This is a genomic window from Desulfitobacterium sp. (genome assembly GCF_035539115.1).
GTDB lineage: Bacteria > Bacillota > Desulfitobacteriia > Desulfitobacteriales > Desulfitobacteriaceae > Desulfitobacterium_A.
Window position 1 is genome coordinate 22305 of the sequence record NZ_DATLJA010000019.1, and the last position, 14071, is coordinate 36375.

Consider the following 14071-nt stretch of genomic DNA (forward strand, 5'->3'; position numbering starts at 1 on the left):
GCAAAATAATTAAATTCACTATATCAAATGGGTTCGCTGGGAGCAAGTCCTTTCCCGTTTCAGTAAAGATCGGGTCGTGTAGCTTACGGGTCTCTTTTTAGTTATTCTCAGAGGTTTTTTCGGTTTCTTCCGCCAACAGCTTCGCAAATTCTTCTTCGCTAAGAACGGAGACACCGAGTTCTTTTGCTTTCGCGAGTTTTGAGCCTGCCTTTTCTCCGGCGACAACAAAAGCGGTCTTTTTACTGACGCTGCTGGCGGCCTTTCCTCCGAGGACTTCGATTAAGCTTTCAATTCCTTGGCGATCATAATGTTCTAGAGAACCTGTGACCACAATACTTTTTCCTGCAAAAATCTGCGGGTAGCTCGATTCCTCGGCCATCATTTTCACGCCGGCCTCGCGCAGTTTTTCCAGAAAACGCTGCGAACTTTCTTGTTGAAAAAACCGCAGAATGCTTTGCGCCATCGTCGGACCGATATCGGGTATGCTTTGTAATTCTTCGAGCTTTGCCTGTTCGAGAGCTTCCATACTACGAAACTGTTGAGCGAGAATTTTCCCTGCTTTTTCTCCGACATGGCGGATTCCTAAACCAAAGAGTAACGGAGCCAACCCCCGTCCCTTGCTATCTTCAATCGCTTGCAGCAAGTTTTCCACCGATTTTTTCCCCATCCGTTCAAGTTTAACTAAGTTTTCAAATTTTAAGGTGTAGAGATCAGCCGCATCCCGAATGAGTTTGGCGTCTAAAAGTTGCACGACAACCGCTGGACCTAACCCGTCGATATTCATCGCATCCCGAGAAACAAAGTGAATGATTTCTTCGCGCTGCTGGGCCGGGCAGGAAATACTTGTACAGCGATGAGCCGCCTCCCCTTCTTCCCTAATGACCGGGCTTTGGCATTCGGGACAGCGTTCTGGCATCTCGAAAATTTTCTCTTCACCTGTCCGTTTTTCGGGCAAAGACCGAACAACTTCGGGAATGACATCTCCTGCTTTTTGCATTAGGACGTGATCGCCAATCCGAATATCCTTATCGCGAATATTATCGATATTATGTAGAGTTGCCCGGCCGACGGTTGATCCTGCAACTAAAACTGGGGTTAAATTGGCCGTCGGGGTGAGTACTCCGGTCCTCCCCACACGGACTTCAATACTTTCAACCACAGTCTCCACTTGTTCCGCAGGAAACTTGTAGGCGATCGCCCAACGGGGGCTTTTCGCCGTAAAACCGAGCTCGCGCTGTTGGGCCATTTCATTGACTTTAATCACAAGCCCATCAATATCGTAAGAAAGCGAATGCCGTTTATCAGCCATCTCTTCACAGTAGCGAATGACGTCCTCAATCGTGCTGAAGACCTTAAATTCAGGATTTACGAGAAATCCTTGTTCTTTTAAAAACTTCAGAACCTCGGTTTGGGAAGCTAAGTCCGTCCCCTTAGGCAACAAGACTTGATACGCAAAATAACTGAGATGACGTTGGGCCGTAATTTTCGAATCCTGTTGACGTAAAGAGCCCGCCGCCGCGTTGCGTGGATTGGCGAAGGTGGATTGACCCTCTTCTTCCCGCTCCTGGTTCAGCCGTGCAAACGAGGCTTTAGGCATATAGCCTTCCCCGCGGACATCTAAACGCGAAAGGGGTTTGCGCAAACGCAGCGGAATTGCGGATATCGTCCTCGCATTAGCAGTGATTTCTTCGCCAACTTCGCCATCGCCGCGCGTGGCACCTCGGACAAGCACTCCTTCTTCATACGTGAGAGCAACGGTTAAACCATCAATTTTGAGTTCTACCACATACTCCGCCTGTGGAGCGACCATCCGTACCCGCCGATCAAATTCCTGCAAATCTCCGGCATTAAAGGCATTATCTAAGCTTAAAAGCGGCTCGGCATGTCGAACTTTCGAAAACTCCTTGGCGATATAGCCACCTACTCTTTGGGAGGGAGAATCTGAGGTCTTCCACTCAGGATGGACTTTCTCGAGGCCAATAAGTTCCTGCATTAATACATCATATTCGGCATCCGCCATCATGGGCTGATCTAGTCCGTAATACTGATAATTGGCTTCTTGGATCCGCTCTTTGAGCTCTTGAAGATGTTGAAATGCTTGAGACTCATCAGGCTTTTGTTGCTCCTGTTGCTGGTCATCCGCCATTATTCGTACTCCCTTCTTCAAGCTATTTAGTGTAAACCTATGTAAATTTAGAGAATAGGCACTGCGAGAAAATTCCCGTCAGCGCCTTTAAACCCTTACTTGAGTTTCCTTCAGTTCTCCTAATTCCTAACTCTATCAAGGGATGACATTAGGGAAATGTAACTTTTCGCGCATCCATTTACTTACCATCTCCGGGGCTGATTCACTTGCTTGCAAGACAGCTGTGCCAACCCTTCTGCTTACTGCATGTGCGTCGCTCCTGCAAATCCCGAACAGTCCAGTGAACTGTTCGCCCTTTAGGTTGCGCCCGCGACATCAGGCCCGAAAGTCCCAGTGGGACGTTCGCACTTGTTTCCCGATAGTCTCCAGTGGAGAGTATCGCACTTGTTTAGCCAAGTCCTCAGCGACGCTGTCCTTCGTAAGCTTCGTTCATCTCATCCCCTTCGAGGATAAGTCAACTAAGGCTTGCATTTCGTTCCTCAACTCAAGCCAAGTTTCCTATAACGCCCCTCCGAAGAAATCGTTCATTTCTGCGCAAAAAGCTATGCTTTCGGGTCTTGGTTACTTTACTCCCGTAGTCTTACAAGTTAGCCCAAACAATTTTCCTGCACTGCTCCCAGGCGCCGCTTTGGCCTAAGGGAGCAGATTAAAGCGAGCAGCTCACCGAACTTAGCGGAGAAGTCAGGCTGAGGCGGGACCGCGCCCACGACGTGCGCGGCCGGCAGTGAGCCAAGGATGGCGATTTTGCCGGGTATCCCGCTGGAGCCCAACTTCCGAGCTCTAGTTCGGTCTGCGAGCGCCACAAGCGACCGTGGCCAAAGCGGCGCCGATGTCCTGCCCAAGCAAAAGCCCGAGCAGCGTACGTCCGAGCATCTGTAACGTAATTCCGCTTGCAGAAACCTAGTACTAATTCTATTTTACCCCAAAAAGTACTTGGTTAACGGGGGCACCACTTGTTTTTTCCGAGAAAGGACACCCGGTAGAAAGACCCGATTCTGCTCAAGCGGTTGTTTAAACGCCTTCGCAATTTCCTCAGGCTTATCCCCTGCGATCCAGAGATCTGAATTTTCCTCGATCAAATCCGTAATCATCAAGAGGAGATATCGTAACCCTTTCTCACTGCGCGTTGCTTCGAGTTTTTGCCTTAATTCTTCTTGAATATTCTCCAGCCCGTCTAAGCCCATTACGCTGACTTGACCGATTCCGACTTTGAAATCACTAACTGAGAATTCCTTTAAGTCCTCCTCGATCAATTCCTCAATCTTACGGTCCGCTAGATTCGATGAGGATTTGAACATTTGAACGCCAAATTCCTTAGCATTGACTCCCGCAATTTTTTCAAGATAAGCGGCAATTTCTCGATCTGTCTCCGTGCAGGTTGGGGATTTAAAAATGACGGTGTCTGAGAGAATAGCAGCAAGCATGATCCCAGCAATTTCTTTTTCCGGTTCAATGCCGTTTTCTCGATAACACTTCGCCACGATCGTACACGTCGAACCCAAAGGTTCATTGCGAAAGGTAATCGGATCTGTGGTTTGAATTCCACCGACCCGGTGGTGGTCAACGACTTCCAAAATCTGAGCTTGTTCAGCGCCATTAACCGCTTGGCCCCATTCATTATGGTCCACGAGAACGAGTTTTTTTCGGTCTAATTTTAAAAGATGATACCGGCTGATCAAGCCAACAACCCGCTCCTGATCGTCAAGTACCGGATAGTTTCGGTAGCGCGTTTCCAGCATTTTTTGACGGACTTCAGAGATCATATCATCTTCCTGGAAGGTGACAATACCTTCTGTTTTCATAATGCTTTGCACAGGTGCACTCATAGGCAAGAGTCGTGCTGCGGTAAACGTATCCGAGGGCACGGAAATTACCATGGCTCCTTTTTCACGAGCTAACTGCTCTAGCTCCGGAGATAACATCGCTCCTCCCGTTAAAACAAGAGCTGAGACGCCTAAACGAAGTGCACTTTCTTGAGCTGTCTCCCGGTCACCGACCAGAACAACATTACCCGGTTGGATAAAGGCCTCAAACGTTTTATGATGCATCGCTCCAACATAGACGCACCCTTTAAGTTCCTGATCCTTGGAACCGACCAAGAGCTCTCCTTTAAGGGTTTTAACCACGTTTTGCGCGGTAATATGCAGAGCACCAAAATCTAAATCTCCCATGTTTTCAATATAGGAACCGGAGAGATCACCTACGGAAATCATGCCCAGCATACGCTCAGTTTCATCCACAATCGGCAGCGTCTTTTGGGCGTTTTTCTTCATAATTCGCCAGGCTTCCTGTAATGGCGTCTTTGGATCAATCGTAGGTATGGGGCCATTTAACAAATCCTTGACCCGGAGGTTTACGTCGGCCAAATACTCCGGTGCAGGCACCTTAAACGCATTAAGTACATATTCCGCCTCCCGGTTCACTTTTCCTGCCCGGCAGGCCACAACATTATTTAGTCCCAGCCGTTGTTTAAGACGAGCAAAAGAAATTGCTGCACAAATCGAGTCCGTATCCGGATTCTTATGTCCAACGACATATACGTGTTCTGTCAATTCTCAACTGTCCCTTCTCACTCTTTATTTTAGCGAATGCTCATCTCTTCGGATCAAAGCTTAATAAGCTTGGCGTACTCAGCAATGAGTTTCTTAATTTGTCCACCAAACACAATCGAAATTTCGGCCTGGTTTCCTTCGCCTTTAATGGAAACAATGATTCCTTTACCAAATTTCGCGTGCTCCACTTTTTCCCCAACATGATAATCGAGCGTAGGCGGTTCTTTCACGGGGTTTCCTACTTCTTTATCCCACGTTCCCCAAGTCGAACGACCTCCAGAATTCCGGATTGCTCCGTTTCCTGCTTGGGGTTGTGGCTTTTTCATACGCGTCGGCGGCGGGTCAATTGGATCACAATCGACAAGCAATTGAGACGGAATTTCTTCCATGAATTCCGAAGGTCTGTTGTACTGGGTCCTGCCATAGAGCATCCGCTGCTCTGCATAAGTGAGATAGAGTCTCTCCCTAGCACGCGTAATAGCCACATAGCATAAACGGCGTTCCTCCGCGAGCGAAGTGGGATCCATCATCGAGCGGCTACTCGGGAAGATTCCTTCTTCCATGCCCACCAAAAATACTACCGGGAATTCCAACCCTTTGGCACTATGAATCGTCATCAGGGCAACGGACTCTTCAGCTGGGTCCAGGGAGTCAATATCAGCCACAAGAGAGACCTGCTCCAGGAAACCGGCAATACCCGGAACGAAATACTCTTCCCCATCTTCCCCTTCAGCGCTGTTTTCGTCCTGATCCAAGGCTTTTTCATCATATTCGGCGGTTACCGATAAGAACTCGCGTAAGTTTTCGAGACGCGCCTCTGCTTCTGGAGATTTATCTATCGTGAGAAGATCCCAGTAACCGGTTCTCCTCAGGATCTCCTCCACCAATCGCGTCACCGAGCTTTCCTCGAGTGCTAGTTGTTTCAGCTCCTGCATCAGCTGGGCAAATGCCAGTAAAGGCTTTTTGGCGCGTGTCGTTAATTCCGGAATATAGTCAGCTTCCATGATGGCATCAAGGACGGGCATCCCTTGCTCGTTCGAGTATTCAATAATTTTTTCTAACGTACTATCCCCTAAACCCCGCTTTGGAACGTTGAGGATACGGGAAAAGGCGACCTGATCGGAGGGATTATGAAGGACGCGCAGATAAGCGAGCGTATCTTTAATCTCCATGCGCTGATAAAACTTTAAACCAGAGAAAATCCGATAAGGAACTCCTTGTTTCATGAAGCGTTCCTCAATCACCCGCGACTGAGCGTTGGTACGATAGAGAATCGCAAACTCGTTGTATTTACGACCTTCCACATCCCGGAGACGTTGAATCCGCTCCGCGATGTAACGAGATTCATCGTGCTCATTCTCAGCAACATAATAAACGAGTGGATTTCCTTCCTCATTTTCCGTCCAAAGTGCTTTTTCCTTACGTTCGGTATTATTGCTGACCACGGAATTTGCCGCTTCCAGAATATGCTGCGTGGAGCGATAATTCTGCTCCAGCTTTAATACTTTAGCTTCTGGATAATCCCGTTCAAAGTCTAAGATATTCTGCACATCTGCTCCCCGAAACATGTAAATGGACTGGTCATCATCCCCGACGACACAGAGATTCCGATCTTTTTTCGCGAGCAGATTGACCAACGCATATTGGGCATGGTTTGTGTCCTGGTACTCGTCGACCATGATGTAATGAAACTTATCTTGGTAATGCTCCAGAACTTCCGGATTCTCCCGAAAAAGCCGAACAGTCAGCATAATAATATCGTCAAAGTCTAAGGCGTTATTTCCTATGAGTCTTTTTTGATAGAGCTCATACACCTTCTCAACCTTTTGCTCGAAATAATCCGATGCCCGTCGCGAAAATTCTTCAGGACTCTGCAGCTTATTTTTGGCATCGCTAATCGCTCCGCCGATCGCTCGGGGAGCAAACTTCTTCTCATCTATATTTAATTCTTTCATACACGCTTTGATGACTGCTTGTTGGTCACTGCTATCATAAATCACGAAACTGCGCTTATAGCCTGATAAATGTTCAATTTCGCTCCGTAAAATCCGGACACAGGCCGAATGGAACGTTGCGACCCAAAGTCCTCGTCCTTCGCTCCCGACTAAAGCCCCAACCCGCTCGCGCATCTCCTGAGCAGCTTTATTGGTAAAGGTGATCGCGATAATATTCCAAGGATCTATCCCTTGCGCAACTAAATGGGCAATCCTGTAGGTCAGAACTCTCGTCTTTCCTGAACCTGCTCCAGCTAAAATCAATAGCGGGCCATCACGATGTTCAACAGCCTCACGCTGCACTGGGTTTAAATCATCTAACCGATACATTCTCCCACTCCACTTCACTTTTTCAACATATTATTATACCATATCTCGGTGTGGACGAGGAGGGGTATCAGAGGAATCTCCAAAATCTTCAAGTCTGGAATTAAAAGTTATTCGTCCCCAGTATGCACACAGTAAGGAAGCACATACTGGGTAAAACGATCTACAATGTATGAACGTTGTATTCGTTCAAGTTGTGATGAATCTTCACGCTTTGAGGAACACGAAGATAGATGATTCTCCAATTCGGATCTCCAGAATAGTTATCCAACAAATTCTGATTGAGATGCTTAAATTGATCCACTGTAAAATCCGCCATAAACTGTTTGAATTCTAAATTTTGACGACTCGGTGCTTTAATGGATAGTGTCCCGCTTTGCAAAGAAATACTTGGAGGTAAAATATTCTTTGTGAAATTAATATCTCCTATGATCTGCTCAGAAGTATAGCTACTCACTTCAATTTCACCGTCATCGACATCTTTTCTTTTTATTAAAATCTGATAGTTACCTTGATTCACTGACCCATCAAAAGCAAGGGAGTTCGTATCCAGTTTAAAGGTTTGACTATTATTTTTATAAACTCCTTTGACCTGATCCGGATTTTCTACTGAAGAAAAATTGTCTACCACATCTGTCGGCGAATAGAGAACAGTCTGGCTCTTATCCCCACCGGGTTGCATGAATCCTTGCCTAGGAAGCAAATAAGAGATAGGCACAAGCATGATCAAGATTGCAAGGTACACTCCTGCGCAAAGAATATTTCGTTTCCATGATATATGTTGGCTCATCCAAGGTCCTATCGCTCGCGCGGAAAATAAAACGATGGTTCCTATGATGACGATAAACAGGAGTAAGGGTATAATGTTTAAACCCGTTTCGTTCATTTTCTAACCTCCATTCTGCTTGAAAGAAGAACACTGATTCCAAAAAGAATGATGGCTAGGATTAAGATCTTCAGTGTAAAAAGTGGTAATGGGCTTTCGGAAAAATACTTATATATTCCCACGAGATATTCAGCATAGACTCGTAAAAAGCCAATCACTAAAACCGGAATAATGATGATAAAGCTTTTATTGAGCTCAACTAAGATTCCTCCTAAATAGCCAATCGCGGATAGAAGAATCAGGCAAAGGATTGTGACAAACATCCCAAAGAATAGATTGATAGGGGCGATGAAAAAGCCTTCAAAGAAAGTTTGTGTACGTTCGAACGTAAAATACCCGATAACCCGAAGGAGCACACCACTGAGCGAGGCCGTAATCCCAGCAAAGATCGAGCAGGTCAAGAGAAAACACACATTGGAAAGATTACTTGACAACCGATTCGCGACCAGAGAGAATTCCATATTTTTATAGGATTTGTTCGCAATTGTCGATCCAATTATCGCAATCCAAAAAAACGAGAACACGATCACCAAATCTGCTGTATAACCTTTTACCATAATGGTCAATTCGTCAAATCCAAAGCCACTACTCCGCACTCCCCCCATAGAAAAAATAATGCCCATAATTTGCGTGATAATCAGCCCATAAAGTAAATTGGAGTATCCTTTCAATTTGTAGACATATTGCTTGAACGTAATAGATCGAAGGCTAACCTCTTGTAAAGACATCGTCAATCCCTCCCTTGGTCTTGGCGGTTAGATAAACACACAGATCATTGATCGAAACTGGCAATAATTCGACTCCACTCTGTCTTGCTTTTCCCAAACCCTCTTGAAGGAAATCTCTTAAATCCGGACTACTTAAGTCTCTTCTAATGACAACATACAAGCTGTCTTTAGCGAATTCCTCTTGATGAATGATCTCTTGACCTTCAATCAGACCCAGCACCGTTTGGGCATTCCCTCTTAAGCCGATGGCCCATTCTCTAAGTTCATTGACGGGCAGGTAGAAACATTTTTTGCCTTGATCAAGCAAAAGGACGTCCTCAAGAATGTCTTCAACCTCACTTAACAAATGACTGGAGAGAATCACGGTTCGCCCGGTATTCGAGGTAATCTTTAAGCAAGGCTCGGTAAAAATCCTTGCGAACGGCAGAATCCATCCCTGTTGTCGGCTCGTCAAATATAGTCAGCGGGCAGTGGGAAGCGATACCGATAATGCTATTAAAAAGACTTTTACTTCCCTTCGATAAGCGACTGTGGCGTATTTTCGGATTCACGGAAGAATAGTCAAATAACCCTGCCGCAAGCCTTGCATCCCAATTCGGATAGAACGGGGCTACCTCTGTTAAGATATCTTCAAGCGTAAAGGACTCCGGAAAGGCCATGTTATCATCGACGAAAATTGTATTGCCAGAAACCAAGAGGCTATTAAACGGATGTTGTAAAAAAACGTGAAGCTCCCCGCTCGTCGGTTTCAAGTATCCCGCAATCAGCTTAAGCAAAGTCGTTTTGCCGGCGCCGTTTCTACCGATGAGTCCTGTAATCTTGTTTTCCTCAATCTCGAAGGATAAACTATCTAAGGCCTTAAACCTACCGAAGGACTTGGTCAGATTTTCGCATTGAATCACACTCATTTCCGGTCTCCCTCACCTTCTCTTGCTACCTCTTGAATAAGCTGAAGCAGTTCACTTTCGCTGACCGCTAGACGTTTCGCTTCATTGACGAGATCCCTGATCATCGGTCCTAAAACCCGATTTCGATGCTTAGTTAGAATGAATTCTCTCGCATTCAGGGCCACAAACATCCCCAGCCCCCGTTTTTTATAGACAATGTTTGCCTCGGCTAAAAGGTTGAGCCCCTTCGCCGCCGTGGCTGGGTTAATATTAAACATCTCAGCGAGTTGATATTGTGAATAAATCCGCTCTTCCTCTTTCAAATTTCCGTTCAATATCTCGGTCTCCAGCCATTCCGCGATTTGAAGATAGAGCGGCTTGATACTATCCGGATTAAAAATCACAACATTCACCTCCCAGAACTATAGAGATATTATTTATATTTAGAACCATAGTGCATTAGTTACATAATGCACTATGGTTCTATTCTATGTTATAAAATATGAATTGTAAAGAACGTTATAAATAATTAATTTGTACCTCCAAAAATTTTTCTAAAGTGGAATAAATTTTCTCTAAAATTACAAACTAATCCTGAAATAGGAGGTATAATGCATGAATGCAATTTGGCTCGTAATTGTAGCGGCTCTTTTCTTAACCCTGGGCTACCGTTTCTATGGTGCGTTCATTGCCGCTAAAATCCTGGCCTTGGATGATAGCCGCAAGACTCCAGCAGTAGTTCACAATGATAATCGGGATTATGTCCCTACTAACAAATGGATCCTCTTTGGTCATCATTTTGCAGCCATCGCGGGTGCAGGCCCCTTAATCGGACCCACTCTTGCCGCTCAATATGGTTACTTGCCAGGAGCTCTCTGGATCCTCATTGGTTCCTTATTTGCTGGCGCAGTCCATGACATGGTTATCCTTTTCGCCTCAGTCCGTCATGATGGCTTATCTATCTCGGAAATTGCTAAAGATGAGCTTGGCCCTGTTGCTGGCTTTGTCTCCGCAATTGCCGTTCTCTTCATTCTCATCATCACCATGGCTGGATTAGCCTTAGCCGTAGTCAACGCTCTCTTTAACAGCCCCTGGGGAACGTTTACTGTTGGAATCACGATTCCCATCGCCATTTTTGTGGGAATTTATCTCAGATGGTTAAGGATTGGTAGGATTGGTGAGGCCACGGTCATCGGCGTAGCCTTGATTTTTCTTGGGGTTATCCTCGGACCAGTCGTCGAGCATTCCTTTTTTGCTCCGTATTTTACATTTTCCCATCAGCAACTGGCGGTAATTCTTGCAGTCTATGGCTTTGCCGCTGCGACACTCCCTGTCTGGCTCCTCCTCGCCCCTCGTGACTACCTCAGTACTTATCTGAAAATAGGTGTTATTGGGGCTTTAGCCATAGGCATTATTTTTATCCAACCTCACCTGAGAATGCCTGCCATTACAGGGTTTGTCAATGGAGGGGGTCCCGTAATTCCTGGAAAAGTTTGGCCCTTTTTGTTTATTACCATCGCCTGTGGTGCTCTCTCAGGATTCCACGCGATTATCGGGACGGGTACCACTCCGAAAATGATTACCCTAGAACGGGATATTCTCCCGATTGGCTTCGGAGCAATGCTTGTCGAAGGCTTTGTCGCCCTCATGGCACTGATCGCAGCGACAAGCTTACATCCTGCTGATTATTTTGCCATCAATACTGCTCCTGATGTTTTCAAAAAGTTAGGGATGACCATTCAAGAACTTCCCCAACTTTCGCAACTGGTCGGCGAGAATGTAGCCGGTCGAGCCGGTGGAGCAGTTTCCCTGGGCGTAGGAATGGCCGATATCTTTCGTAAGATTCCTATCCTCGCCTCAATCTCGAGCTACCTCTACCACTTCATCATTATGTTTGAAGCTCTGTTCATTCTAACGACGATTGATGCTGGCACACGGGTTGGGCGCTATTTATTACAAGAACTCGGAGGAAAAGTATATAAGCCTTTAAGTCGGCCAAACTGGTGGCCGGGAATTCTCCTGACCAGTGCTTTGATGTCTTTCATCTGGGGTTATCTCGTCTATCATGGGGACATTGCGACCATCTGGCCTTTGTTTGGAGTTGCCAATCAGTTACTCGCGGCGATGGGCTTAGCGGTTGGCACAACCCTAATTTTGAGAATGGGAAAAGCTCAATATGTTTGGACAACGATTATACCCTTCGTCTTTGTCGCGGTTACAACGATTGCTGCGGGATACCAAAACATTGTGATTTACTATCTCCCGGTTGGCAAAAATCTTTTAGCCTTTCTCACCGCAGTCATGATGGTCTTAGTCACGATTATCCTCGTCTTATCTATTCGTAAATGGTTTGAGCTTCTACACGGAAATCCAACCCCCAAACTCGATCCACAGAGTTAGAATACCAGAAGTAACACTATTAACAGCAAACTCCGTACCACCTCGATCTTTTGAGCGTGATACGGAGTTTGTTTTATATAGATCAATATAATGATCATCATTACTTTGTAATCATCATGCTAATATGCCAAATCCCGGCTTCCTCAAAGTCCTCACCATAGGCTTTAAAGCCTAACTTTTCATAGAACCCTTGAACAGCCTTTTGGGCGTGAAGATGCACTTCAGTAGCCCCTTCATCGAAAGCTTTTCCTTTCAATTCGTTAACCACAATACTCCCGATCTTCTGGGAGCGATACTCTTTTAAAACTGCTACTCTTCCGATCAAAACCCTTCCGTCTTCAACGATTAAACGGCCTGTCCCGATCGGTTGACCTTCATCATAAATCACGATATGCTCAGACGTTTGATCTAAGCTATCGAGTTCGATATATTCTGGTACTCCTTGCTCTTCTATGAAGACTCTCCTGCGAATCATGAACGCATCAGTTAGATCATCTGTTCCCATGAGTAATTTATGGGTAATCATTTTATCCTCCGTTGCTGGTAACTTTATGTTATTAATGCCAAGAAAGACAAGGGTGTCGGGTAATTACCGTGTAAAAGCACCAATTCTCCTAATAAGGAAAAAACGACTTCCCCCGATTGGGTCGCTTCTACCGCCGCAAGTTTTTGGACATTTCCCTTCGTCATATCGGTCGCTGAGAAAAAAAGTACGGTGGCAATAACACCCGAGGAGATAGCCACAATGAGGGTCTGTAGCGTCTGCTGGGTAGTCGGTAGCCCAACGCTTGAAATTCCCAGCATAGATAATATGAGCCAAAACGGAAGACTTGAAATCGTCATTCCTAGGATCCTTTGGTAGGTGTCAAACCGTTCCCCACAAGCTGTCATCATTTTGCGATTTCCCAACGGATAGGCGAAAGCCGCGACTAGAACCGGCAAGATTCCTAAGAGAATTTCTTTAACAGTTAGGGCCTGGGCTTGCTGCAACTGGATCAGAGCAATCCCTGCTAAAATGATACAAGAAATGCCCAAACCCTTTAAAGAAATGGATGCTCGAACCTTCTTCAACCCAGTCTCAGTTGGCACCACCGTATAAAATAAAGGTGTAAGCAGCGATCCCGCCACGATTGTCATCTGCCACATGCTTGCCACCAGCCAAGCCGATCCATAGGCCGACGCAAAACAGAGCGGCGCATAGAATAAACCGAAGCCGACCGTACTCCACCCGATCCAGGTTAGGGGTCTTTTACAAAGATCCAACAATAACGGTTTTAGATTACCTCTTGTAATAACTAAGATAAGTAGAAATGGTAACATAAAAATAAATCTGAGCGCCGCGCTCCATATCCAACTCCCCCCGGATAAATCCATGGCCCGGTTGAAGACAAAGGTCGCAGCAAAAAGAAAGAGGCCAAAACTCCCAGCGCAATCCCCTTCAAATTCTCTCTTCCCCCTTCAAAATATATACTCGTCCCTCGTCGCCCCTTAAAGTTTCCTTAAGCTTCCCTTTTTCCTGCAAGCTAGAAATGCCTCAGAATGTGCATCCCTTCAAGACTTTCTGTACCGTACTATACTTGGCTTCAGCCTCATCTTCATCAACAAACCAAAGGAATCCCTCTTCAAGTTGTTCACTGTTGAAGGTATGGATGAGGCCTCCCTTCAACGTTTCCATTCCCCAAGCTACAAAGAATTGAGCTGGCGAATTAACGGGATTAACCCCTGTCCCAAAATAAACAGGAATTCCATTGACCACAGTTTTTTCGAGAATATTAGCGCGCGTCGTGCCACACGGATTACTCATTCTTACCCTTCTTTTCTACCCCTTTATTAATGGTTCTCCTCTGGAGTTAATCGTTTATCAAAACACAGAAACTCTCCTTTTCTAAAATGAACGGTTCCCACAACTCCATATCCCCGTTTCTTATAAAAGCGTATAGCACCCGTATTTTGAATAAACGTATCCAAGCGTATAGCCCCATACTCTTTTGTTTGAGCTCGATTTTCAACAAAACTCATCAAGTGTTGGGCAATTCCTTGGCCCTGATGTTGTGGACCGACCATCAAGCGATGAATCACCGCGACCTTTGGAGGTGTATAATGCCATTCAAGATCCGCATATTCCGGATCTTGAGATTCATTCAAGACGAT

At 45.7% G+C, this 14071-nt stretch carries 11 protein-coding genes and 1 pseudogene; 1 reads left to right on the forward strand and 11 read right to left on the reverse strand.

All coding sequences use genetic code 11. The features are described 5' to 3' along the window. Positions 1-97: 97 nt before the first annotated feature. The 7 genes and pseudogenes from ligA to VM640_RS03310 all read right to left on the reverse strand — a co-directional run bounded on the left by ligA (position 98) and on the right by VM640_RS03310 (position 9924). A complete protein-coding gene (gene ligA / locus VM640_RS03280) occupies positions 98-2146 on the reverse strand; it encodes an NAD-dependent DNA ligase LigA (RefSeq protein ID WP_325389891.1) in 2049 nt (682 codons plus the stop codon). Positions 2147-3063: 917 nt separating this feature from the next. Continuing rightward, positions 3064-4698, reverse strand: coding sequence for a putative manganese-dependent inorganic diphosphatase (locus VM640_RS03285; protein WP_325389893.1), 1635 nt, complete (start codon positions 4696-4698; stop codon positions 3064-3066). Between the two features lie 53 nt (positions 4699-4751). Continuing rightward, complete coding sequence (pcrA, locus tag VM640_RS03290) at positions 4752-7022, reverse strand: DNA helicase PcrA (RefSeq protein WP_325389895.1); 2271 nt, start codon at positions 7020-7022, stop codon at positions 4752-4754. Positions 7023-7182: 160 nt separating this feature from the next. After that, positions 7183-7905: a hypothetical protein gene (locus VM640_RS03295; protein WP_325389897.1), complete on the reverse strand. Its 723-nt coding sequence runs from the start codon at positions 7903-7905 to the stop codon at positions 7183-7185. Beyond that, the gene (locus tag VM640_RS03300) at positions 7902-8633 is read right to left on the reverse strand and encodes a hypothetical protein (protein ID WP_325389899.1); all 732 of its coding nucleotides are present in this window, start codon (positions 8631-8633) and stop codon (positions 7902-7904) included. The genes VM640_RS03295 and VM640_RS03300 overlap by 4 nt, the downstream gene beginning before the upstream one ends. After that, positions 8614-9541: pseudogene (locus VM640_RS03305) on the reverse strand (ABC transporter ATP-binding protein). The gene VM640_RS03300 and the pseudogene VM640_RS03305 overlap by 20 nt, the downstream one beginning before the upstream one ends. Further along, positions 9538-9924, reverse strand: coding sequence for a GntR family transcriptional regulator (locus tag VM640_RS03310; protein ID WP_414647890.1), 387 nt, complete (start codon positions 9922-9924; stop codon positions 9538-9540). The pseudogene VM640_RS03305 and the gene VM640_RS03310 overlap by 4 nt, the downstream one beginning before the upstream one ends. A gap of 211 nt (positions 9925-10135) precedes the next feature. Here VM640_RS03310 and VM640_RS03315 point away from each other — a divergent pair, with 211 nt between their 5' ends. Further along, on the forward strand, positions 10136-11920 hold the full coding sequence (locus tag VM640_RS03315) for a carbon starvation CstA family protein (RefSeq protein WP_325389903.1): 1785 nt from the start codon (positions 10136-10138) through the stop codon (positions 11918-11920). A 100-nt stretch (positions 11921-12020) separates the two neighbouring features. Here the strand turns inward: VM640_RS03315 and VM640_RS03320 are convergent, their stop codons facing one another. From VM640_RS03320 to VM640_RS03335, 4 genes are all read right to left on the reverse strand, one after another. Beyond that, positions 12021-12446: a GNAT family N-acetyltransferase gene (locus VM640_RS03320; protein ID WP_325389905.1), complete on the reverse strand. Its 426-nt coding sequence runs from the start codon at positions 12444-12446 to the stop codon at positions 12021-12023. Positions 12447-12469: 23 nt separating this feature from the next. Beyond that, positions 12470-13240, reverse strand: a complete 771-nt coding sequence (locus VM640_RS03325; RefSeq protein ID WP_325389907.1) for a DMT family transporter — start codon at positions 13238-13240, stop codon at positions 12470-12472. 214 nt (positions 13241-13454) lie between these two features. Beyond that, on the reverse strand, positions 13455-13724 hold the full coding sequence (locus tag VM640_RS03330; RefSeq protein WP_325389909.1) for a hypothetical protein: 270 nt from the start codon (positions 13722-13724) through the stop codon (positions 13455-13457). A gap of 26 nt (positions 13725-13750) precedes the next feature. Beyond that, on the reverse strand, positions 13751-14071 hold a 321-nt coding region (locus tag VM640_RS03335; protein ID WP_325389911.1), incomplete at its 5' end, for a GNAT family N-acetyltransferase.